This is a genomic window from Neorhizobium sp. T6_25, assembly GCF_002968555.1.
GTDB lineage: Bacteria > Pseudomonadota > Alphaproteobacteria > Rhizobiales > Rhizobiaceae > Neorhizobium.
In genome coordinates this window covers 110,963-132,691 of record NZ_PVBL01000015.1, presented here as the reverse complement: position 1 = coordinate 132,691, position 21,729 = coordinate 110,963, and the positions used below count along the sequence as shown (strand labels likewise).

30 protein-coding genes are annotated in these 21,729 nt (G+C 61.5%); 9 read left to right on the top strand and 21 right to left on the bottom strand.

From position 1 onward, the window contains the following. Positions 1-2: 2 nt before the first annotated feature. On the bottom strand, positions 3-1,028 hold the full coding sequence (gene ftsZ, locus C5L10_RS20205; RefSeq protein WP_046636961.1) for a cell division protein FtsZ: 1,026 nt from the start codon (positions 1,026-1,028) through the stop codon (positions 3-5). A gap of 218 nt (positions 1,029-1,246) precedes the next feature. On the opposite strand from ftsZ, the gene C5L10_RS20200 reads away from it, so the two are divergent. Together C5L10_RS20200 and C5L10_RS20195 are read left to right on the top strand one after the other, a co-directional pair. Further along, positions 1,247-1,462: a hypothetical protein gene (locus tag C5L10_RS20200; protein WP_046636962.1), complete on the top strand. Its 216-nt coding sequence runs from the start codon at positions 1,247-1,249 to the stop codon at positions 1,460-1,462. An 82-nt stretch (positions 1,463-1,544) separates the two neighbouring features. Beyond that, on the top strand, positions 1,545-2,546 hold the full coding sequence (locus C5L10_RS20195) for a ketopantoate reductase family protein (RefSeq protein WP_105431116.1): 1,002 nt from the start codon (positions 1,545-1,547) through the stop codon (positions 2,544-2,546). Between the two features lie 96 nt (positions 2,547-2,642). Here the strand turns inward: C5L10_RS20195 and C5L10_RS20190 are convergent, their stop codons facing one another. After that, positions 2,643-3,587, bottom strand: coding sequence for an alpha/beta fold hydrolase (locus tag C5L10_RS20190; protein WP_105431115.1), 945 nt, complete (start codon positions 3,585-3,587; stop codon positions 2,643-2,645). Between the two features lie 327 nt (positions 3,588-3,914). Here C5L10_RS20190 and C5L10_RS20185 point away from each other — a divergent pair, with 327 nt between their 5' ends. Then, entirely contained in the window at positions 3,915-4,229 is a 315-nt protein-coding gene (locus tag C5L10_RS20185) for a DUF1883 domain-containing protein (RefSeq protein ID WP_037084690.1), read from the top strand. A 17-nt stretch (positions 4,230-4,246) separates the two neighbouring features. Here C5L10_RS20185 and C5L10_RS20180 read toward each other — a convergent pair whose 3' ends face one another. Next, positions 4,247-5,563 (bottom strand): replication-associated recombination protein A, encoded by a 1,317-nt coding sequence (locus tag C5L10_RS20180; protein WP_105431114.1) that lies wholly within the window; start codon positions 5,561-5,563, stop codon positions 4,247-4,249. Further along, on the bottom strand, positions 5,560-6,960 hold the full coding sequence (locus C5L10_RS20175; protein WP_105431113.1) for a DegQ family serine endoprotease: 1,401 nt from the start codon (positions 6,958-6,960) through the stop codon (positions 5,560-5,562). The genes C5L10_RS20180 and C5L10_RS20175 overlap by 4 nt, the downstream gene beginning before the upstream one ends. Positions 6,961-7,098: 138 nt before the next feature. Here C5L10_RS20175 and C5L10_RS20170 point away from each other — a divergent pair, with 138 nt between their 5' ends. Further along, on the top strand, positions 7,099-7,479 hold the full coding sequence (locus C5L10_RS20170) for a YkvA family protein (RefSeq protein ID WP_371411958.1): 381 nt from the start codon (positions 7,099-7,101) through the stop codon (positions 7,477-7,479). 37 nt (positions 7,480-7,516) lie between these two features. Next, on the top strand, positions 7,517-7,876 hold the full coding sequence (locus C5L10_RS20165) for a lysozyme inhibitor LprI family protein (RefSeq protein ID WP_371411957.1): 360 nt from the start codon (positions 7,517-7,519) through the stop codon (positions 7,874-7,876). A gap of 14 nt (positions 7,877-7,890) precedes the next feature. Here the strand turns inward: C5L10_RS20165 and C5L10_RS20160 are convergent, their stop codons facing one another. From C5L10_RS20160 to ilvD, 3 genes are all read right to left on the bottom strand, one after another. Further along, positions 7,891-8,220, bottom strand: a complete 330-nt coding sequence (locus tag C5L10_RS20160) for a DUF5615 family PIN-like protein (protein ID WP_105431112.1) — start codon at positions 8,218-8,220, stop codon at positions 7,891-7,893. Next, positions 8,220-8,444, bottom strand: coding sequence for a DUF433 domain-containing protein (locus C5L10_RS20155; RefSeq protein ID WP_105431111.1), 225 nt, complete (start codon positions 8,442-8,444; stop codon positions 8,220-8,222). Before C5L10_RS20155 ends, C5L10_RS20160 begins: the two co-directional genes overlap by 1 nt. 102 nt (positions 8,445-8,546) lie before the next feature. After that, positions 8,547-10,382: a dihydroxy-acid dehydratase gene (gene ilvD / locus C5L10_RS20150; protein ID WP_046668042.1), complete on the bottom strand. Its 1,836-nt coding sequence runs from the start codon at positions 10,380-10,382 to the stop codon at positions 8,547-8,549. Between the two features lie 218 nt (positions 10,383-10,600). On the opposite strand from ilvD, the gene C5L10_RS20145 reads away from it, so the two are divergent. Next, a complete protein-coding gene (locus tag C5L10_RS20145) occupies positions 10,601-10,849 on the top strand; it encodes a DUF1902 domain-containing protein (RefSeq protein WP_105431110.1) in 249 nt (82 codons plus the stop codon). A 3-nt stretch (positions 10,850-10,852) separates the two neighbouring features. Beyond that, entirely contained in the window at positions 10,853-11,047 is a 195-nt protein-coding gene (locus tag C5L10_RS20140) for a type II toxin-antitoxin system HicA family toxin (protein WP_105401083.1), read from the top strand. Between the two features lie 7 nt (positions 11,048-11,054). On the opposite strand, the gene C5L10_RS20135 is transcribed toward C5L10_RS20140, so the two are convergent. Then, positions 11,055-11,465 carry a DUF4112 domain-containing protein gene (locus tag C5L10_RS20135; RefSeq protein ID WP_105431109.1) on the bottom strand — a complete coding sequence of 137 codons (411 nt, stop codon included), beginning with the start codon at positions 11,463-11,465 and terminating at the stop codon, positions 11,055-11,057. A 209-nt stretch (positions 11,466-11,674) separates the two neighbouring features. Here C5L10_RS20135 and msrP point away from each other — a divergent pair, with 209 nt between their 5' ends. Together msrP and msrQ are read left to right on the top strand one after the other, a co-directional pair. Continuing rightward, positions 11,675-12,619, top strand: a complete 945-nt coding sequence (gene msrP, locus C5L10_RS20130; protein ID WP_105431108.1) for a protein-methionine-sulfoxide reductase catalytic subunit MsrP — start codon at positions 11,675-11,677, stop codon at positions 12,617-12,619. 2 nt (positions 12,620-12,621) lie between these two features. Continuing rightward, a complete protein-coding gene (msrQ, locus tag C5L10_RS20125; protein ID WP_105431107.1) occupies positions 12,622-13,266 on the top strand; it encodes a protein-methionine-sulfoxide reductase heme-binding subunit MsrQ in 645 nt (214 codons plus the stop codon). A gap of 59 nt (positions 13,267-13,325) precedes the next feature. Here the strand turns inward: msrQ and C5L10_RS20120 are convergent, their stop codons facing one another. From C5L10_RS20120 to rpsH, 13 genes are all read right to left on the bottom strand, one after another. After that, positions 13,326-13,703: a DUF2809 domain-containing protein gene (locus tag C5L10_RS20120; RefSeq protein WP_245448061.1), complete on the bottom strand. Its 378-nt coding sequence runs from the start codon at positions 13,701-13,703 to the stop codon at positions 13,326-13,328. 116 nt (positions 13,704-13,819) lie between these two features. Beyond that, a complete protein-coding gene (rplQ, locus tag C5L10_RS20115) occupies positions 13,820-14,245 on the bottom strand; it encodes a 50S ribosomal protein L17 (protein ID WP_046668046.1) in 426 nt (141 codons plus the stop codon). 135 nt (positions 14,246-14,380) lie between these two features. Next, positions 14,381-15,391 carry a DNA-directed RNA polymerase subunit alpha gene (locus C5L10_RS20110; protein ID WP_007766867.1) on the bottom strand — a complete coding sequence of 337 codons (1,011 nt, stop codon included), beginning with the start codon at positions 15,389-15,391 and terminating at the stop codon, positions 14,381-14,383. A gap of 197 nt (positions 15,392-15,588) precedes the next feature. Then, the gene (rpsK, locus tag C5L10_RS20105; RefSeq protein ID WP_007766864.1) at positions 15,589-15,978 is read right to left on the bottom strand and encodes a 30S ribosomal protein S11; all 390 of its coding nucleotides are present in this window, start codon (positions 15,976-15,978) and stop codon (positions 15,589-15,591) included. Between the two features lie 122 nt (positions 15,979-16,100). Beyond that, positions 16,101-16,469, bottom strand: a complete 369-nt coding sequence (gene rpsM / locus C5L10_RS20100) for a 30S ribosomal protein S13 (RefSeq protein WP_024164297.1) — start codon at positions 16,467-16,469, stop codon at positions 16,101-16,103. 237 nt (positions 16,470-16,706) lie between these two features. Beyond that, positions 16,707-17,357, bottom strand: coding sequence for an adenylate kinase (locus tag C5L10_RS20095; RefSeq protein ID WP_046668047.1), 651 nt, complete (start codon positions 17,355-17,357; stop codon positions 16,707-16,709). After that, positions 17,354-18,694: a preprotein translocase subunit SecY gene (gene secY / locus C5L10_RS20090; protein WP_046605438.1), complete on the bottom strand. Its 1,341-nt coding sequence runs from the start codon at positions 18,692-18,694 to the stop codon at positions 17,354-17,356. Before secY ends, C5L10_RS20095 begins: the two co-directional genes overlap by 4 nt. 239 nt (positions 18,695-18,933) lie before the next feature. Then, complete coding sequence (gene rplO, locus C5L10_RS20085; protein WP_046605439.1) at positions 18,934-19,413, bottom strand: 50S ribosomal protein L15; 480 nt, start codon at positions 19,411-19,413, stop codon at positions 18,934-18,936. A 16-nt stretch (positions 19,414-19,429) separates the two neighbouring features. Further along, the gene (gene rpmD / locus C5L10_RS20080) at positions 19,430-19,642 is read right to left on the bottom strand and encodes a 50S ribosomal protein L30 (protein ID WP_037084714.1); all 213 of its coding nucleotides are present in this window, start codon (positions 19,640-19,642) and stop codon (positions 19,430-19,432) included. 11 nt (positions 19,643-19,653) lie between these two features. Continuing rightward, positions 19,654-20,223, bottom strand: coding sequence for a 30S ribosomal protein S5 (gene rpsE, locus C5L10_RS20075; protein ID WP_038542164.1), 570 nt, complete (start codon positions 20,221-20,223; stop codon positions 19,654-19,656). A 150-nt stretch (positions 20,224-20,373) separates the two neighbouring features. Next, the gene (rplR, locus tag C5L10_RS20070; protein WP_037084721.1) at positions 20,374-20,736 is read right to left on the bottom strand and encodes a 50S ribosomal protein L18; all 363 of its coding nucleotides are present in this window, start codon (positions 20,734-20,736) and stop codon (positions 20,374-20,376) included. A gap of 12 nt (positions 20,737-20,748) precedes the next feature. Continuing rightward, positions 20,749-21,282: a 50S ribosomal protein L6 gene (gene rplF, locus C5L10_RS20065; protein WP_038585850.1), complete on the bottom strand. Its 534-nt coding sequence runs from the start codon at positions 21,280-21,282 to the stop codon at positions 20,749-20,751. Positions 21,283-21,325: 43 nt separating this feature from the next. Then, positions 21,326-21,724 carry a 30S ribosomal protein S8 gene (gene rpsH / locus C5L10_RS20060; protein ID WP_038542158.1) on the bottom strand — a complete coding sequence of 133 codons (399 nt, stop codon included), beginning with the start codon at positions 21,722-21,724 and terminating at the stop codon, positions 21,326-21,328. Positions 21,725-21,729: the final 5 nt, after the last annotated feature.

Genomic DNA, 21,729 nt, shown 5'->3' with positions numbered 1-21,729 from the left:
CGTTACTGCAGCGTACGCTGGAAAGTCTGCATGTCCGCCGGAGTGCCGGGAGCGACACCGGCTTCGCCGCCATCGAGGCCGGTCGCGACGACCGAGACGCGGAACTTGCCGTCGAGATTGCGGTCGAAGATCGCGCCGACGACGATGTCGGCATCGTCCATGACTTCGTCGCGGATGCGGCTTGCGGCTTCATCCACCTCGAACAGTGTCATGTCGGAACCGCCGGAAATCGAGATCAGCACGCCCTTGGCGCCCTTCATCGAGATGTCGTCGAGCAGCGGGTTGGCGATCGCGGCTTCGGCGGCGAGCAGAGCGCGGCCGTCGCCGGAAGCTTCGCCGGTGCCCATCATCGCGCGGCCCATGCCCTTCATCACCGATTTCACGTCGGCGAAATCGAGGTTGATGAGGCCTTCCTTGACGATCAGGTCGGTAATGCAGCCGACGCCGGCAAACAGCACCTTGTCGGCGGTCATGAACGCGTCGGCAAACGTGGTCTTGGCATCGGCAATGCGGAACAGGTTCTGGTTCGGAATGACGATGACGGTATCGGCGGCGCGGCGCAGTTCCTCGATACCGGCATCGGCCGTCTTCATGCGGCGGTTGCCTTCGAAGGTGAAGGGCTTGGTGACGACCCCGACGGTGAGGATGCCGGCATTGCGGGCCGCCTGGGCGATGACCGGTGCGGCACCGGTGCCGGTGCCGCCGCCCATGCCGGCCGTCACGAAGCACATATGCGAGCCGGAGAGGTGATCCATGATCTCGTCGATCGATTCTTCCGCCGCAGCGCGGCCGATTTCCGGCAGCGAACCGGCCCCGAGGCCTTCGGTCACGTGGGCGCCGAGCTGAATGCGGCGGGATGCCTTGGAGGTCGCCAGAACCTGCGCGTCGGTATTGGCGGCAACGAAATCGACGCCCGCCAGCTCCTCGGCGATCATGTTGTTGATGGCGTTGCCACCGCCGCCGCCGACGCCAATCACGGTGATCTTCGGCCGCATTTCGGTGATCTGGTATTTTTTGGCGTCCGTCATCACAATCTCCTTGGCATCGGCACCCGCCGGCCGGGCGGCCTCGTGGCACCCGAATCACTTGTATTTTAGCTCGGCAACAAGGCAGAGGCTTGGCGAAAGAACAAGCCCGGTGCTGCAGAAAGCGGCCGAATGAAATTTTCCACAGGTTCGGTGGAACTTTTTCCCCTCAAAGCAATTGTGAGGATTCGATCACAAAAGAGAGAGGAGCCCAGCGTATCATGCCTACGTCCGCTGCACGTACGTCCATCGCCCCGCCGGATGAGCATATCCTCACCGTTCAGGAGGCCCTCGAACCGCTCTTTCTTGCGCTCGAAGAGGAAGCGGAGATCAAGATGGTTGCCGCTGCCGTCAAGGCCGGCTGGTCTGTGAAGGACGCCGTTGCCGCCATCGACGAGCTTCGCCGGACGGAACTCGTCGCCAGCAGAGCCCATTGACCCATCACAAAAACTCGTTCGCCTGACCGCCGGAGATGCCCTAGATCTACCGCACTGCTGAATGTAAGCGTCGGTGAGGATCATGACCATCAGGAATATCTGCATCTACGGTGCGGGCGCTCTCGGGGGCACGTTTGCGACAAAGATCGCGAGCGGGCTCGGCGCTGAGGCCAATGTCTCGGTCGTGGCGCGCGGCGCACATCTCGCCGCCATTCGCGACAAGGGCTTGACCGTCGAGCAGGGCGGCGATGCCGCGCCGCTCCACGCGCGTGTCACCGCCACCAGCGATCCGGCGGTACTGCCGAAACAGGACCTGATCGTTACCGGTCTCAAGGGACACCAGCTTGCCGATGCGGCCGAAGGCCTTGCGAGCCTTCTCAAGGAAAGCACGCGGGTCATCATGATCCTCAACGGCATTCCCTGGTGGTATTTCCATCGGGATTCCGGAAGCTGGCATGCGGAAAGACAGCTTCCGGAACTCGATCCGGACGGCAAGCTCTGGCAGCTGGTCGGGCCGGAACGGGTCATCGGCTGCGTCGCCTATCAGGGGGCGGAGGTGACCGAACCCGGCACCATCCGCCTCAATGGCGACGGCCGCTTTTTCCTCGGCGAACCATCCGGTGAGCTTTCGCCGGACCTAGTGTCGATCTCCGAACTTCTCGGCCGCGCCGGGCTCAACATCATCCCGACCCCGCGGATCCGCGACGAGATCTGGACCAAATTGATGGGCAACGCTGCATATAACCCGATCAGCGCGCTGACCCGCGGCCGGATGAACAGCATCATGGAAAATGCAGCGCTGGTCGCGCAGGTCGGCAAGGTGATGGCGGAAACCAAGGGCGTCGGCGAGGCGCTCGGCGCGGTCTTCAGCCGAAGCCTCGAAGAACAGCTCGGCCGATCGGGCGGCTTCGGCCCGGTCAGGACCTCGATGCTGCAGGACCTGCTTGCCGGAAAGGCGCTGGAGATCGTTCCGCTGACCGGCATGGTGGTGGCGCTTGGTAAGCTCGCCGGGGTGCCGACCCCCACTTGCGAAACGGTGCTGGCGCTGACGCTGCAGCTCGACCGGGAAAACCTCAGAAACTGATTCAAGTGCTTCCGAACGGGAATCCGCAGATGCCGGCAAGTGCTTGAAATCGAAGCTATGCCGGCTTTTCGGCCGGCATAGCTTTTGTTGCGGTTTTCACTTCTTCACCTGCTCCGCCCAGTTCGGTGCATTGCTCTTGCCATCCAGGAAAGGCAGCACGGTCGGCGCCAGGGTCGGCGATGCGAATGCCTCGTAATGGGTCAGATCGGGCAGGATCGCCAGCCGGTTCTTCGGCATGTTCTCCCGCATCCAGCCGGCATCCTTCAGGCCGCCGCCGAGCTTCTGATAAAACTCGACGATATGCTCCGGGCGCACCATGTCGCTGTCGCCGTAGACCAGCATGACCGGCATGGTCAACTTGGCGACCGCATCGGAGAAATCGTAGTCCCGGCCCATCAGGTCGCCCATGGCATCGAGGAGCCGCGGGAATTCGGAGACATCCGGCGCCACGGCCTTGTAGGAGATGAACATCGGCGTGTCCTTCATCATCTCGGCCATGGCACCGGTGACGGACTCCTGCTGCGGGATCATTTCCGGAAAGAAGCCGCGTTTGGCAAACGGCGCCGAGGCGATGACGAGCCGCCGCACCTTTTCCGGCGCCTGCGCGGCCATCTGCAGCGCGATGCCGCCGCCCATCGAATAACCGAGTACATCGACCTGGCGGTAGCCGAGTTCCGAGACGATCCTGCCCATGTCGGCGCCCATGGCTTCCAGGCTGATCGGACGCTTGCCGAGCGGGGTGCGGCCATGGCCCTGAAGATCGACGGCGATCACCTGGCGGTGCTCCGTCAGCGCCGGCATGATCGGGGCGAACATGTCGACGGAGCCGAGACCACCGTGGAGCAGCAGGAGCGGTTCGCCTTTCCCGCGGATCTCGTAATAATAGCTGATGCCGCCGGCCTCGACACGGCCCTTCTTCGATGGCTCGGCGGCGGCCGCCGCCTGCGATGCGGCCGATCTCGGCTCCTGCGTTTCGGCGAATGCCGGAACGAGCGATACGGCAAGGGCTGCGATTGCGGTGGCGATTATCCTGATCGACATGACGTCCTCCTCGGGGATCGGTGGTGATGCCCCAAGGACGGAGAGGAAGAGCCCGGGCCGACAATCCACGCTAAAAATTGTTCGCGCAAAGAAAATCCCGCCGCGAGGAGACGGCGGGACAGGCAGATTGGAGGTCAAAAAATTATTCTTGTACGGCGGCTGCAGGGGACGAAAGCCGCCTGATTGTCTTCGGCGCGGCATGGGGACTGTGCCGGCTGAAGCTGGTCTTCAAAAACTAAACACACAGGTAGCCGCTAGGTTCCACCATTCGTTAACGACATTTTGTTAAGATTGATGAACTTCTATGCTGGCATCAATGAGGCAGGAATGGCCGTACCGAATTTCCGCTTTACCCACTACGATCTGAAACCGCAGCGGGCGGGGACGACGATCGAGGTGACGTTGAATGCGGTCAACAACGTGCGCCTGATGAACGCCGCCAACTTCCAGCGCTTTACCGAGCTTCTCGATTTCAAATATGTCGGCGGCATCGCCAAACGGTCCCCCATCCGCCTGGTGATCCCGGAGGCTGGCCACTGGCACGTCATCGTCGACATGGAAGGCCATCACGGGCTGGCGGAATCTTCCGTCAGGCTGATCGGCGCTCCGGCCAACGTTGTGGCCCAGAAACAGGCCTCCTGACCGCTTTCAGAAGAGGGTCATTTCGGGTATCGTTCCTTGCGAAGCTTGGCCCACCAATCGAGCCGCTTGCGGATATCACGCTCGAAGCCGCGCTCCGGCGGGTCGTAGAACGTCTGCCGACCCATCTTTTCCGGGAAGTAATCCTGACCTGAAAAAGCGTCCGGCTCATCGTGGTCGTAGCGATAGCCGTCGCCATACCCCTCGCCCTTCATCAGCTTGGTCGGGGCATTGAGGATGTGCTTGGGCGGCAGGAGCGAACCGTTTTCCTTGGCGGCGCGGGTGGCGGCCTTGAAGGCGGTATAGACCGCGTTCGATTTCGGCGCGGTCGCCAGGTAGACGCAGGCCTGCGCGAAAGCCAGCTCGCCTTCAGGCGAACCGAGATAATCGTAGGCATCCTTGGCGGCATTGCAGACGACCAGCGCCTGCGGATCGGCAAGGCCGATATCCTCGACCGCCATGCGCACCAGTCGGCGGCCAAGATAAAGCGGGTCCTCGCCGGCATCGAACATCCGCGCCAGATAATAGAGCGCCGCATCCGGATCCGAGCCACGCACCGACTTGTGGAGCGCCGAGATCAGATTGTAGTGGCCGTCCTGCGCCTTGTCGTAAACCGGAGCGCGGCGCTGGACGATCTGGGTGAGGCCCGTCGTATCGAAGACCTCCCCTTCCCGCGCGGCGCGCCAGACCTCTTCGGCGAGCGTCAGCACGGCGCGGCCATCGCCGTCGGCCATGCGGACAAGGCTGGCGCGCGCATCCTCGTCAAGCGGCAGCGGCTTGCCTTCGGCCTGTTCGGCTCGGGTGAGAAGCTCGCTCAGGCTTTCCTCGTCATGGCTGCGGAAGGTCAGTACCCGGGCACGCGACAGGAGAGCGGCGTTGAGTTCGAAGCTCGGGTTTTCGGTGGTGGCACCGACCAGGATGACGGTGCCATCCTCCATGACGGGCAGGAAACTGTCCTGCTGGGCGCGGTTGAAGCGATGTATCTCATCGACGAAGAGCAGCGTCTGGCGGCCGTCCATGCGACGCAGGCGCGCGGTCTCGAAGACTTTCTTCAAATCGGCGACGCCGGAAAAGATCGCCGATATCTGCTCGAAGGCGAGACCCGCCTCGCCGGAAAGCAGCCGCGCCACCGTGGTCTTGCCTGTGCCGGGCGGACCCCAGAAGATCATCGAGCCGAGCGAGCCGCTATCGATCATCCGCCGCAGCGCGCCGTCCTCGCCCGTCAGATGCGGCTGGCCGGTGACTTCGGCGAGCGACTTCGGCCGCAGGCGATCGGCAAGCGGCCGCCGGTTGGCGACCTCTTCCGGAACCTTGGGCGCGAAGAGATCACCGCTCATCGGAAGAACTGCCTGATGCGCTGGCCGCCACGCTCGATCTCGACCCGCCAGAAGCCTGGATCGTCGCCGAGCATGGTTTCCATGCCCTTGGTGCTGGTGACGGCAGTGCCGTTCAGGGAGATCAGGATGTCCTTTGGCTCGAAACCCAGCCGGGCGGCGGGAGAGTTGCGCGTCACGTCGGTCACGACCACGCCGGTCTTTTCAGCCGGGATGCGCAGTTCGGTCGCAAGCTTCGGCGACAGGTTGGCCACGCGAAGGCCCGCAAACGGATTGCGCCCCTCGATCAGCCGCTCGTCGCGGGGCGTTGTTTCCGGGGCGGTGTTGAGCGCCAGGTTCACCTGCCGCTGGCCGTCGGCGGTCTGGATGGTCAGCACCGCCTGCCTGCCGAGACCGGCGGTGGTCAGCCGGTAACCGAGAGCATCGGGATGCTCGACCGAAATGCCGTTGACGGCAGTTACCACTTCGCCGGGCTTCAGGCCGGCCTTGTCCGCCGGGCCGCCCTCAACAACGCGCGTCACCAGTGCACCGCGGGCGGTCTTGAGGCCGAGCGCTTCGGCCACATCCGAATTGACGGCATCGAAGCTCGCGCCGACGAAGGGGCGTTCGAAGCTCGTCTTGCCTGCGGCAGCCGTGGCGAGGAAGACTTTCACGAGATTTGCGGGGATCGCGAACCCGATGCCATTCGAGCCGCCGCCGCGGGAAAAGATCGCGGTATTGATGCCGATCAGTTCGCCGTTCATGTTCATCAGCGCGCCGCCGGAATTGCCCGGGTTGATAGAGGCGTCGGTCTGGATGAAGAAGCCGAAATCGCCGGTGGTGACCTGGTTGCGGGCAAGTGCGGAGACGATGCCGCTCGTCACCGTCTGACCAACGCCGAACGGGTTGCCGATCGCAAGCACCAGATCGCCGACTTCGGTGCGATCGGAATCACCTATGGCGAGAACCGGAAAAGGCTCCTTCGACTTGATGCGCAGCACGGCCAGGTCGATGCTCGCGTCCTTCAGCACCACGTCGCAGGGGAATTCGCGGCCGTCGGCGAGCGCGATCTTGATATCGTCGGCACCTTCGATCACGTGGTTGTTGGTCACGACCAGGCCGTCTGCGGCAAGGATGACGCCGGAGCCGAGCGACGACTGCTTTTCCGAACGGTTCGGCATACGCTGGCCGAAGAACTGCTCGAAGAAGGGGTCCCCCGCAAACGGATTGAGGCGCTGCACGACCCGTTCGGCATAGACGTTGACAACGGCGCCGGCCGTCTGCTTGACCAGCGGCGAGAAGGAGAGCTGCATTTCCTGACGGCTCTGCGGCACCACCTTTTCCTGGGCAAGCGCCGCAATGGGCATCAGAAGAACAAGAGCGAGAAGGCCGGTCGACACGCGTTTCGGCATGGTCAGCATGTAAGTCCTCATTTGAGAAAAATCCGGATCGATTTGTAGCGCGCAACGCTAGAAAGGAAAGGTGGCGGAACAACGGAGATTGTGGCGAAAACCGTCAAGCTTTCCTCCCTATATAGGGTCGAGATCGGGAGAAAAACATTGAACTGGCTGGCAGGCATGAAAGGTTGGGCGAAACGGTTGAAACGCGACGTTCTGGCGTTGTGGCTCGCCGCGCGCGACCGCCGCGTGCCGTGGCACGCCAAGCTGGTCGCCGGCGCGGTCGCGGCCTACGCGCTGTCGCCGATCGACCTCATACCCGATTTCATTCCCGTTCTCGGTTATCTCGACGATCTGCTGATCGTGCCGCTCGGCATCGCGCTTGCCATCAGGCTGGTCCCCGCGCCGCTGATGAGCGAGTTCCGCGCCAAGGCCGAGCGTTGGGCCGAGCGCCCCACCAGCCGCACCGGCCTCGCCTTCATCCTTTTCATCTGGTTCTCCTTTCTCGTCTTCGCTCTCTGGAGCCTCTGGGAACTGAGCTGACCTCCAGGCGTTGCGACTGGAGATCAGGAGTGCAGCAATGAGACGTTTTACCATCGCCGTCGGCATGTCGAGCCTTCTCGGCCTGACGCTTTCAGGCCTTCCCCGACCTGCGGCTGCCGCGAGTTTCGACTGCGAGCGGGCAGACCTTGCGGCCGACGAGAAGGTCATCTGCGACACCCGCACGCTCAACGATGCCGACGTGAAAATGGTCACCACCTTCGACATCCTCACCAGCCTGATGGCGATGGGAAACCGCGGCAAACTGCAGGACGAACAGAGCGCCTGGCTGAAGAAGCGGCAGGCCTGCGGCGAGGATGTCGAATGCCTCCGGGCGGCCTATGGCGAGAGGCTGAAGCAGTTGGATGAGGCCTACAAGAATTTGAACCGGCCGCTGTAGGAGCAACAACTCGGTCAGATGACCTCTATAAGTGTCTCGCCGCGCTCCAGAGCATCGATGATGTTCGGCAACGCTCTTTGGAACCAGGCCAGCAGATCGCGGCGGCGCGAATTCGGCAGGCGGACCCAGACGATGGGCGGCCCGCTCTGTGAAAGAGCTTTGCGCTGGGCGAAATCCTCATCCTTGGTGACAACGACCGCACCCGAGGCAGCCGCGAAATCCCATATTTCCGCGTCCGGGGCTGACTGAAGGCCGCAATCCGTGACATGTTCGGCGTCATGGCCGCGTTCGACGAGCCATCGTGCGAGGGCTGGCGGCAGTTGTGCATCCACCAGAAAGCGCATCAGGCAACGCGCAATACGGTGTGATCGCTTTGACGGGCGGCGTATTCGAGCGCGGCAACAATGTCCGGCGCTTCGAGCAACGGGAAGTCTTCCAGAATTTCTTCATGCGTTGCCCCTGAAGCCAGCAGTTCCAGGACATCTTTCACCCGGATGCGCAGCCCGCGGATTGTCGGGCGTCCCGAACAGATGTGCGGATCGAAAGTGATGCGATGAAGCTCGGACATTTCTCATCCCTCGGGCAACAGGAGCATCAGAATAGCACAAAGCGCCGACTCGTGAACCGGACGGCGCCTTGTGCTTTTCAACGCGGTGACCTGGGCCGTGTCTTATTCCGGCAATATCCGCACAGCGCCCTTGTCGGCACTCGCAGCAAATGCGGCGTAGGCCTTCAGGGCGGTGGTGACGTTGCGCTTGCGGGGCTGCGACGGCTTCCAGCCGGAGGCGTCCTGCTCTCTGCGGCGCTCGGCGAGCTCGGCGTCCGAAACGGCGAGGTTTATCGTGCGGTTCGGGATGTCGATCTCGATCTTGTCCCCTTCCCGCACCAGGCCGATCGTACCGCCATTGGCCGCTTCCGGCGAGGCGTGGCCGATCGACAGGCCCGAGGTGCCGCCGGAGAAACGGCCGTCGGTGATCAGAGCGCAGGCCTTTCCGAGGCCCTTCGACTTCAGGTAGCTGGTCGGATAAAGCATTTCCTGCATGCCAGGGCCGCCCTTGGGGCCTTCGTAGATGATGACCACGACGTCGCCCGCGACGATCTCGTTGGATAGGATCGCCTTGACGGCCGCATCCTGGCTTTCGAAGACGCGGGCCGGACCAGTGAACTTCAGGATCGAATCGTCGACGCCGGCCGTCTTCACGATACAGCCATCGATGGCGATATTGCCCTTGAGGACAGCAAGGCCGCCGTCTTTCGAGAACGGATGTTCGACGGAGCGGATGACGCCCGCCTCACGGTCGGTGTCGAGTTCGTCCCAGCGCGCTTCCTGGCTGAACGCCACCTGGGTCGGGATGCCGCCCGGTGCTGCGCGGAAGAAATTGCGGACTGTCTCGCTGTTGGTGCGGGTGATGTCCCAGCGGTCGATCGCATCACCGAGCGTTTCGGCATGGACAGTGAAGCACTCGCGGTTGAGCAACCCGCCCTTGTCCAGCTCGCCGAGGATCGACATGATACCACCGGCACGGTGGACGTCTTCCATATGCACGTCGGCCTTGGCCGGCGCCACCTTGGAGAGGCAAGGAACACGGCGCGAGAGCTGGTCGATGTCGTCAAGGTTGAAATCGACCTCGCCTTCGTAAGCCGCGGCAAGGATGTGAAGGACGGTGTTGGTGGAGCCGCCCATGGCGATGTCGAGCGTCATGGCGTTCTCAAAAGCCTGCTTGGTGGCGATCGAGCGCGGCAGGACGGAATAGTCTTCCTGCTCGTAGTGGCGGCGGGCGATATCGACGATCAAGTGACCGGCCTCGACGAACAGGCGCTTGCGGTCCGCATGGGTTGCCAGCACGGAGCCATTGCCGGGCAGAGACAGGCCGAGCGCTTCGGTGAGGCAGTTCATCGAATTGGCGGTGAACATGCCCGAGCACGAGCCGCAAGTCGGACAGGCCGAACGCTCGATGACCTTGACGTCCTCGTCGCTCATCGTGTCGTCGGCGGCGGCGACCATGGCGTCGATCAGGTCGAGCGAATGGGTCTTGCCCTTCAGGACAACCTTGCCGGCCTCCATCGGGCCGCCCGAGACGAAGACGGCCGGTATGTTAAGGCGCATGGCTGCATTGAGCATGCCGGGTGTGATCTTGTCGCAGTTGGAGATGCAGACCATGGCGTCGGCACAGTGGGCGTTGACCATGTATTCGACCGAGTCGGCGATGATTTCGCGCGAAGGCAGCGAATAGAGCATGCCGTCATGACCCATGGCGATGCCGTCGTCGACGGCGATCGTGTTGAATTCCTTGGCGACGCCGCCGGCCGCTTCGATCTCGCGGGCGACGAGCTGGCCCAAATCCTTCAGGTGCACGTGGCCGGGCACGAACTGGGTGAAGGAGTTCACCACGGCGATGATCGGCTTGCCGAAGTCGCTGTCCTTCATGCCGGTCGCACGCCAAAGCCCGCGCGCGCCTGCCATGTTGCGGCCATGGGTCGTGGTTCTCGAGCGGTAAGCTGGCATGGTGTTGTCCTCGATCTCTTCTTGTGGGCCGGCACAGTCTACCGCTTTCGGGAGACGCGCGCAAAAGCCCGTGGTTTTGCGGCTTTCCTAGCGCAAAGTGCCCGGAGTGTCACTATCACGACAGGCCAAAGCGGTACGGTTGGAAGACCTGCAGAAACCGAAATTGTGTTCCGGGCCTCGAACCTCTATATTGTTCTCAAGGCCGTCCGGAGAAAGCAATGACCTCCATCATGTCGATCATCGTTCGCGCCACCTGGGACGGGGAAGCCTCCGTGTGGGTCGCGACGAGCAACGATATCGAGGGATTGGCAGTTGAAGCCGATACCATGGAAGAGCTAGAACCAAAGGTGAAAGCCGCGCTCGCCGATTTGATTGAGCTCAACGGCACCTCATCTCCGCTTCAGGAAATTCCTGTCTACATCATGTCGGAGCAGCTCTCCCGCATTCCCAACCCACGACGCGCCTGAACAATGGCCGGCTACCTTCGGGAATTGAAGGAGATGCTGGAAAAGGCCGGCTGTCATTACCACCGGCCCGGCAAGGGTGATCACGAAATCTGGTACAGCCCGATCACCAAACGCTATTTCACCGTGGACCATGGCGTGAAATCCCGTCACACCGCAAATGCCACTCTCAAGCAAGCCGGACTTCCGAAAGCGTTCTGATCGGCCCTCACCTCTCCCGCAGTTCATCCGGATGAATCTCGAAATGGTCGAGGATCATCTTGACGTTGCGGCGGTGCGATTTGAAGAAGAGGTCGAAGACATCGCCCGCCAGCGGCACGCTGCCGAGCACGGAGTCGGCGGCGACATTGCCGAGCATCCGGGTGAGCTTTGCGGGCGGCAGGCCGAGCTTTCGGGCTTCGTTGACGATGTAGAGGCCGACCAGCGCCCCGCCCGCATCCCCCACCAGCGGGATGAGGCCGAAGACGGAATCGGCGCCGAAACGGATGCGGGTGCCGGGAATGCCGATTGCCGTGTCCATCAACCGCGCGATGCCCGAAAGGCGGCGCAGGCGCCGCAATCTCTCAGTGCGATCGGCGAGGGTCTCGTTGCTTCCGGCCTCCCATGTGCGTGCCGTCATCTGCAATCTCCTCCTGTCGGGCGAATGGCCCTGCGATGAGAACTGAAGAACCCGAAATGGGGTTCCATCGATCGCATTTCCATCCGCAAACCTCCGCTTTTTCACGCAAACGTGGTTCGAACCAATCTTCGCGCCGCTGTGAAACTTTTTGGTTCCGCGTTACGTATAGGAGCAAGAAGGCACTCGCTGCCGCAGAGGAGATTTTCGACATGCCCGCCTATCGTCCGCCGCATATCTCGGCTTCCGAAATCACCCCCCGCGATATCTACATGTCGCGCCGGAATTTTATGGGTGCGGCCGCCGCCGCCGGACTAGCCTTCGCGGGCGCAGACAACGCGTCTGCCGCGCCGCTGTCGGCCAAGCCCAACGCCTTCAAGCTGGACGAGACGCCGACGCCGAAGGAGGCCGTCACCACCTACAACAACTTCTACGAATTCGGCGTCAACAAGGAAGATCCGGCCGCCAATTCCGGCGACTTCAAACCGACGCCGTGGTCGGTGAAGGTGGATGGAATGGTCGGAAAGCCGAAGGAATTCGGGCTTGAGGAGCTCATGAAGATGAACCTCGAGGACCGCACCTACCGGATGCGCTGCGTCGAGGGCTGGTCGATGGTGATCCCATGGATCGGCTTCCCGCTGTCTGCCCTTCTCGACCAGGTCGATCCCCTTGGCAGCGCCAAATACGTGGCGTTCGAAACCGTGGTGCGGCCGGAGGAAATGCCGGGCCAGAAGGGCTTTTTCCAGCCGCTGCCCTGGCCCTATATCGAAGGCCTGCGTCTCGACGAGGCGCGCCATCCCTTGGCGATCCTCGCGGTCGGCCTTTACGGCGAAACGCTGCCGAACCCGAACGGCGCGCCGATCCGGCTCGTTGTGCCGTGGAAATACGGCTTCAAGAGCATCAAGTCGATCGTCAAGATTTCGCTGGTCGAGAAGCAGCCGGAAACCACCTGGAAGAACGCCAACGCCCGCGAATACGGCTTCTATTCCAACGTTAATCCGGCCGTTGATCATCCACGCTGGAGCCAGGCGACGGAACAGCGGATCGGCGAAGGCGGCTTCTTCGGCGCCAACCGCCGGCCGACCCTGCCTTTCAACGGTTACGCGGACCAGGTGGCGAGCCTCTATGACGGCCTGGACCTGAAGGCGAACTATTGAGAATGGCGAGCCTCCCCTCCCTGCCCCGCCGCTATCACAAGGCCAGCGTCTGGGCGCTCTACGTGATCGGGCTCGTTCCGGCTGCCTGGTACTTTTACCTCGGACTGACCGGTGGCCTCGGCTTCAATCCAGTCAAGGAATTCGAACATCAGCTCGGCATCTGGGCGCTGCGGTTCATCATCGCGACGCTCGCGATCACGCCGCTGCGCGATCTCGCCGGCATCAACTGGATACGTTATCGCCGTGCGCTGGGGCTGATCGCCTTCTACTACGTGCTGATGCATTTCTCGGTCTATCTGTCGCTCGACCTGCGCTTCGATTTCGGCGCTGTGGGCGGCGATATCGCCAAGCGGCCCTATATCACCATCGGGTTTGCCTGCCTGCTGATGCTGATCCCGCTTGCCGTCACCTCCAACAACTGGTCGATCCGCAAGCTCGCGCAAGGCTGGAACAGGCTGCACAGGCTGATCTACATCATCGCCGCCGGCGGGGCGCTTCATTACGTGCTGGCGGTCAAATCGGTGACGCTGGTGCCGTTCATCCACATCGGGCTGATTGCCCTCCTCCTCGCTTACCGGGCCGTCAGGCGGCCATTCATGAACTGGAAACGCGGCAAGCCGAAAGTGACCCAGGTGGTAAGGCAGTAGGCCGTAGAAATCTGCCGCACGCCAGTCAACTCAGAACCGGAGTGCCTCATCGACGCGGGTCAGCGGGTCTTCGATCTCGCGAGGCGGCGATAGATGAATGCGGCCGTCACGATACCGGCGACATAGGCGAGTATATTCCAGAGCGAAAACACGCGGCCGAGCAGAAGCGCACCGGCGGTCGTCAGCCGGAATTCATCCAGCCATGGCGTGTGATAGAGCCGGGAGAACTCCACGCTGGCGGCGATCCCGACAGCGAAGGCGATGACCGGAGCGGCCCGGGTGGAGTTCAGGAGAGCGGCAAGGGCCAGGTAGACCATCGCGCCCCAAAGAACCGAGCCTCCATATTTCACCACGAGGAACGGCAGGCCGAGATCGTAACCGAACCGGCGCAGGGCGAGGCCGACGGCAATCACCGCCACCATCCCGGCAATCCGCATGATGCGCCCCGATCTCAAAGCTCGCTCACCCATCATCCATCCTTCGCCCAAAGTCATCAAACGCGAAAAAGCCGGGTGTTTCCACCCGGCCCTTTATTCCGACGATGCGGACAGGATTATGCGGCTTCGGAAGCTTCTGCTTCAGCGGCAACACGAGCCTTGTCGGCTGCACCCTTGGCGTCGACATCGCGTTCAACGAACTCGATGACGGCCATGGCAGCGTTGTCGCCCTGGCGGAAGCCGGCCTTCATGATACGCAGGTAACCGCCGTTGCGGGTTGCGTAACGTGAAGCGATGGCATCGAACAGCTTCTTGACAGCGTCCTGGTCCTGGATCTGCGAGATCGCCTGACGACGAGCGTGCAGGTCGCCGCGCTTGCCGAGAGTGACGAGCTTTTCAACGATCGGACGGATTTCCTTCGCCTTCGGAAGGGTCGTGACGATCTGCTCGTGGGTGATGAGCGAAGCCGCCATGTTGGCGAACATCGCCTTGCGGTGGCTGGCAGTACGATTGAGCTTGCGGCCGGCTACTCCGTGGCGCATGGCTATTCTCCTTTAATGCAGGTACCCATTCTTCTTAGGGCCTGCCGTTTCCTGGCACATACGGGCACTCATCTCTTTCGATCAGAGGCCCGCTGTTTGACGGGGAAAGGCAGTCAAAACCTGCCTTTGTTGATTTCAGTACTGGTCTTCGTAACGCTTGGCGAGATCTTCGATGTTTTCCGGCGGCCAGGCGGGAACTTCCATACCGAGATGGAGGCCCATGGATGCCAGAACTTCCTTGATCTCGTTCAGCGACTTGCGACCGAAATTCGGAGTGCGCAGCATTTCCGCCTCGGTCTTCTGGATGAGATCGCCGATGTAAACGATGTTGTCGTTCTTCAGGCAGTTGGCCGAACGGACCGAAAGTTCCAGTTCGTCCACCTTCTTGAGAAGCGCCGGGTTGAACGCGAGTTCGGTAACCGACTCCTCTTCGACGTCCTTCTGCGGTTCGTCGAAGTTGACGAAGACCGAGAGCTGGTCCTGAAGGATGCGAGCGGCAAAGGCAACGGCGTCTTCACCCGTGACCGAGCCATCGGTTTCGATGGTCATGGTCAGCTTGTCGTAGTCGAGAACCTGACCTTCGCGGGTGTTTTCCACCTTGTAGGACACTTTCTTGACCGGCGAATAGAGGCTGTCGACCGGAATGAGGCCGATCGGAGCGTCTTCGGCACGGTTACGATCGGCCGGGACGTAACCCTTGCCGTTGTTGACCGTGAATTCCATACGGATCTCGGCGCCCTCGTCGAGGGTGCAGATGACATGGTGCGGGTTGAGGATCTCGATATCGCCAACCGTCTGAATGTCGCCGGCGGTTACCGAGCCCGGGCCCTGCTTGCGCACGACCATGCGCTTTGCGTCGTCGCCATCCATCTTGATGGCGATTTCCTTGATGTTGAGCACGATGTCCGTCACATCTTCCCGGACGCCCGGAATGGAGGAGAACTCATGCAATACGCCATCGATCTGCACGGCGGTCACAGCCGCACCGCGCAGAGACGACAGAAGCACGCGACGAAGCGCGTTGCCGAGCGTCAGGCCGAAGCCGCGCTCGAGGGGTTCGGCAACCAGGGTTACCTTGGTACGGCCGGAGGAGGAGAATTCCACCTTGTTCGGCTTGATCAGTTCCTGCCAGTTCTTCTGGATCATCACTAAATACCTTCCGTTCGTTGCCACCATCCAATCGTGGCAACCGAGCATGAGGGGCACCGATCGGAACCATGTCCATCGGCGATATGGGTAAAGCCGCCGAACCTCCGCAGAGGGTCAGGCGGCTATTCCCGAGTTCAGACAGAGGCCGCCCAATTCTCGATGTGAGATTCGGCAGCCCCTTCAATTTCCGACGATCAGACGCGGCGCTTCTTGCGCGGGCGGCAGCCGTTGTGCGGGATCGGGGTCACGTCACGGATGGAGGTGATCATGAAGCCGGCAGCCTGCAGAGCGCGCAGAGCCGATTCACGGCCGGAACCCGGGCCGCAGACTTCGACTTCCAGCGACTTCATGCCATGCTCCTGCGCCTTCTTGGCGCAGTCTTCGGCAGCGATCTGGGCTGCGAACGGGGTCGACTTGCGCGAACCCTTGAAGCCCTTTGCACCGGCGGACGACCAGGCAATCGCATTGCCCTGCGCGTCGGTGATGGTGATCATCGTGTTGTTGAAGGTAGAATTGACGTGGGCAACGCCCGACGTGATATTTTTACGCTCGCGTCTACGGACGCGGGTGGCTTCCTTGGCCATTTTATCCCTTTCGTTGATCTCTGCACCGCCGTAATTCCAGCGGCTCCACCTGGGAACGAGCAGTCGTTAGTCGTCAGTGGGTAGGATCTGAGCACTACCCACCAATCAACCGCTCACCCAAATTACTTCTTCTTACCAGCGATCGCCTTTGCCGGACCCTTGCGGGTGCGGGCATTGGTGTGCGTGCGCTGACCGCGGACCGGGAGGCCGCGGCGATGACGCAGGCCGCGGTAGCAGCCGAGGTCCATCAAACGCTTGATGTTCATCGCGGTATCGCGACGAAGGTCGCCTTCGACCTGATAGTCGCGGTCGATGGTTTCGCGGATCTGGAGGATTTCCGAGTCCGTCAGCTGATGGACGCGTTTTTCAGCCGGAAGACCGACCTTCTCCATGATTTCCGATGCGAATTTCGGGCCGATCCCGTGAATGTAGGTCAGCGCGATGACAACGCGCTTCGCAGTCGGGATGTTGACGCCAGCGATACGTGCCACGCCTATTCTCCTTGTTCCAGTTGCCATCCGGCAAGTGGTACTTCTTCCATGAAAGCAGCCAGATCTATGGCCGCCAGTTCAAACACCATACGGAACAGGTCAACGACCGGTCTCGGATGTCCTTGCGGGAAATCCGCGCCGATCGCTAAAGCTGTCGCGAGTTGGCGCGGTGTTTAACGGAATCAGCGCTGAAATGCAACCGCTCCGCCCAAGATTCTTTAACAGATAGATGACGGCTCAAAGAGCCGCCAGGATATTTTCGATATCGGCCGTGACCTGGTCCATATCGGCCATGCCGTCCACAGCCTTGAGCTTGCCCTTGGCGTGGTAATAACCGATCAGCGGCGAGGTTTCCTTGTAGTAGACCTCGAGGCGCTTGGTCATGGTCTCGGCATTGTCGTCGGGACGGCGCTTGAAATGCGTCGAACCGCACTTGTCGCAGACGCCTTCCTGGGACGGCTTCTTGTCCGTGTCGTGGTAGACCGTGCCGCACTGGGCGCAGGAATAGCGGCCGGAGACGCGACGCACGAGTTCCTTGTCGTCGACACGCAGTTCGATGACGACGGAGAGATCGAGACCCTTCGCCTTCAGCATCGCCTCGGTCGCATCCGCCTGCACCAGGGTGCGCGGGAAACCATCGAGGATGAAGCCGTTGGCGCAATCGGGCTGGTCGATACGCTCGGAGACGATCGCGTTGACGATCTCGTCGGAGACGAGATTGCCGGCATCCATGACGGCCTTGGCGCGCTTGCCAACTTCCGTCTCGGCGGCGACCGCTGCACGCAGCATGTCGCCCGTGGAGAGCTGCGGGATACCGTGCTTCTCCACGATCCGCTGGGCCTGGGTCCCCTTACCCGCGCCCGGCGGCCCTAAAAGAATCAGTCTCATCGTCCCCTCTTTCCTCCGCGCAGTTTCGACTTCTTGATCAGACCCTCATACTGCTGCGCAATGAGGTGCCCTTGAATCTGTGCTACCGTATCGAGGGTTACACTGACAACAATCAAAAGCGAAGTCCCACCAAGGGCTAATGGCACGCCGCTGCGGGCCACGAGGAATTCCGGCAGGATGCAGACGAAGACAAGGTAGATAGCGCCGACGACCGTGATTCGGGTCAGCACGTAATCGATGTATTCGGCCGTGCGTTCGCCCGGACGAATGCCCGGAATGAAGCCGCCATGCTTCTTCAGATTGTCGGCGGTGTCCTTCGGATTGAAGACGATCGCCGTGTAGAAGAAGGCGAAGAAGGCAATCAGCAGGCCGTAGAGCAGCATGAACAGCGGCTGGCCGTGGCCGAGCGCCGAGATGATCATCGTCGCCCAGTCCGGCAGTCCGGCATTGCCAGCAAAGCCCGCAGCAGTTGCCGGCAGAAGCAGCAGCGACGAGGCGAAGATCGCCGGGATGACGCCCGAAGTGTTGAGCTTCAGCGGCAGGTGCGACGTATCGCCCTGGAACATGCGGTTGCCGACTTGGCGCTTCGGATACTGGATCAGAAGGCGGCGCTGGGCGCGCTCGACGAAAACGATGAGGGCGATGACGCCGATGGCCACCACGATAACGGTGAGAATCAGCGCAGTCGGAAGCGCACCGGTACGGCCAAGCTCCAACGTACCGGCCAGCGCGGTCGGAAGACCTGCGGCGATACCTGCGAAGATGATCAGCGAAATGCCGTTGCCGATGCCGCGCGAGGTGATCTGCTCACCGAGCCACATCAGGAACATGGTGCCGCCGAGCAGCGTCACGACCGTCGAAATCTTGAAGAACCAGCCCGGATCCAGCACCAGGCCCTGGCCGCTCTCGAGGCCGGCTGCAATGCCATAGGCCTGCAGCGTGCCGAGCAGCACCGTGCCGTAACGGGTGTACTGGTTGATGATCTTGCGGCCGGCTTCGCCTTCCTTCTTGAGGTTCTCAAGCGAGGGGACGACCGAGGTCATCAGCTGCACGATGATCGATGCGGAAATATAGGGCATGATGCCGAGCGCGAAGATCGCCATGCGCTCCACTGCACCGCCCGAAAACATGTTGAAAAGTCCGAGGATGCCACCGGCCTGGCCGCGGAAGGCCTGCGCATAGGCTTCGGGGTTCAAGCCCGGAAGCGGAATGTGGGTACCGAGGCGATACACGAGAAGTGCCGCGAGGGTAAACCAAAGTCGCTTCTTGAGATCCTCCGCTTTTGCGAAAGTCGCAAAATTCAGATTGGAGGCAAGTTGTTCCGCTGCAGAAGCCATGCAATTCTCCGCCTGACCAATTCTCCGGCGGCGGGGGAAATGCCGGGTCCGGAAAGCAGTCTAAAAATTCTGGTTCAAAAAACCGGGCGCGCGAGATTGCCAATGCAATCGGATGCCTCACCCTGTTTTCCGTATGATCCCGGTCAGGCGACCAACAGGATCGCTTCGGGATCGTGAGGCTCACATATGGAGATAAAATCGCCCGGTGTGAAGCACAAACCGGGCGATTTCAAAACGATTTATTCGGCCGCTGCTTCAGCTACGACGAGCAGCTTGATCGAAGCGCCGGCCTTTTCGATCTTCTCGACGGCAGCCTTGGAGGCGCCGGCAACTTCGATCGAAACCTTCGCCGTCAGCTCGCCGTCGGCGAGGAGACGAACGCCGTCCTTGGGGCGACGGATGACGCCGGCAGCCTTGAGGGCAGCAGCATCGATCGTTGCCTTCGGGTCGAGCTTCTTGGCATCAATCGCGGTCTGGATACGGCCGAGCGAAACGACGGCGTAGTCAGTCTTGAAGATGTTGGTGAAGCCGCGCTTCGGCAGGCGACGATAGATCGGCATCTGGCCGCCTTCGAAGCCCTTGATGGCGACGCCGGAACGGGCCTTCTGACCCTTCACGCCGCGACCACCGGTCTTGCCCTTGCCCGAACCGATACCGCGACCTACGCGGATACGGTCCTTGGAAGAGCCTTCGTTGTCCTTGATCTCATTCAGTTTCATGGTCGTTTCCTCCGTCTCACTTCTCGTCGACGACGCGAACGAGATGCTGGACAGCCCGGATCATGCCACGAACGGAAGGAGTATCTTCCAACGTACGGGTCCGGTGCATCTTGTTGAGGCCGAGACCGATCAGCGTCTGACGCTGCACGGCCGGGCGGCGGATGGGGCTACCGGTCTGCTCGACCGTAACCGTCTTCTTGGCTTCTGCCTGAGTGGCTTTCTTGGCCATTATCGCTCTCCTTATTCTTCCTGCGCATTGCCGGAAGCGGCGCGGCGAGTCTGCAGCGTTGCATACTTGATGCCGCGCTGAGCTGCTACGTCCTTCGGATGCACCTGATGCTTCAGGGCGTCGAACGTGGCGCGAACCATGTTGTAAGGGTTCGACGAACCGGTCGACTTGGCAACGACGTCATGGACGCCGAGCGTTTCGAATACGGCGCGCATCGGGCCGCCGGCGATGATGCCGGTACCAGCCTTGGCCGAGCGCAGCAGAACCTTGCCGGCGCCGTGACGGCCGTTGACATCGTGATGCAGCGTACGGCCATCACGCAGGGGAACGAAGATCAGATCGCGCTTTGCGCTTTCGGTCGCCTTGCGGATGGCTTCCGGCACTTCGCGTGCCTTGCCATGGCCGAAGCCGACGCGGCCCTTCTGGTCGCCGACGACGACGAGAGCTGCAAAACCAAAACGACGGCCGCCCTTGACGACCTTGGCGACGCGGTTGATCGCGACCAGCTTGTCTACGAATTCGCTATCGCGCTCTTCGCGGCTCTGGCGATCTTCGCGCTGGCCTCTTCTTTCTTGTGCCATTGTTCTTTTCCTTTTTCTTTTCCGGGTGCAATGGGCAATTTCCGGGAGCCAACCATCCCCTGCCCACGAAGGACTAGGATGGAACGACTTATGAGTGCGGCGAACCGCATTTCGCCCGCCTCCCCTATTCAGGGATGCGGGCGAAAGTTCTTAGAAGCTCAGGCCGCCTTCGCGGGCAGCTTCGGCCAGGGCCTTGATACGGCCGTGATAGATGAAGGCGCCGCGATCGAACACGACTTCCGTCACGCCGGCCTTGGTGGCGCGTTCCGCAACCAGCTTGCCGACAGCGGCGGCAGCCGCAACGTCAGCGCCGGTCTTCAGCGATGCGCGCAGACCAGCGTCGAGCGTGGAGGCGGCAGCAAGCGTGCGGCCGGCCACGTCGTCGATGACCTGGACATAGATGTTCTTGGACGAGCGATGAACCGACAGACGCGGACGGCCGTTTGCGACCTTCTTGATCTGGCGGCGAACACGGCTCGCACGCTTGGTGAGTGCTTCTTTTCTGGTTGCCATGATCCGTCGTCCTTACTTCTTCTTGCCTTCCTTGCGGACGATCCGTTCCTCAGCGTACTTGACGCCTTTGCCCTTGTAAGGCTCTGGACCGCGGTATTCACGGATCTCCGCGGCAACCTGACCGACCTGCTGCTTATTAATGCCGGTGACGATGATTTCCGTCGGCTTCGGCACGGCAATGGTGATGCCTTCCGGGGTCTGATAGACCACGTCGTGGGAAAAACCGAGAGCCAGCTGCAGGTTCTTGCCCTGCAGAGATGCGCGGTAACCAACGCCGTTGATTTCAAGCTTGCGCTCAAAACCGTCCTTCACACCCTTGAAGATGTTTTCGATCATCGTGCGGGACATGCCCCACTTCGAACGAGCATCCTTGCTGTCGTTGACCGGGGTCACCGAGACAGCGTTGTTTTCGAGTTCCAGCTTGATCTCGTCGTTTGCGACGAAGAAAAGCTCACCCTTCGGGCCCTTGGCAGTCACTTTCTGGCCATCAACAGTGGCCGTGATCCCTGCAGGAACCTGAACGGGCTTTTTACCGATACGAGACATGTTTCAATCCTGTCTGTTCGCTATGGAGTTCCCCTACCCTGTCTTAGAAGACAGAGCAGAGAACCTCACCACCAACGTTCTGTTCGCGAGCCTGGTGATCGGCCATCACGCCCTTCGGAGTCGAAAGGATGGTGATGCCGAGGCCGTTCGCGACCTGCGGAATGGACTTTACCGAGACATAGACCCGGCGGCCCGGCTTGGACACGCGGCCGATCTCACGGATCACCGACGCGCCTTCGTAGTACTTGAGTTCGATTTCGATCTCGGCCTTGCCGTTACCGAAGTCGATTTCCGAATAACCGCGGATATAGCCTTCAGCCTGCAGAACGTCGAGGACGCGGGCACGCAGCTTGGAAGCAGGCGTGGAAACGGTCGACTTGCGGCGGGCTGCGCCGTTGCGGATGCGGGTGAGCATATCGCCCAAGGGATCAGTCATGGTCATCTAAC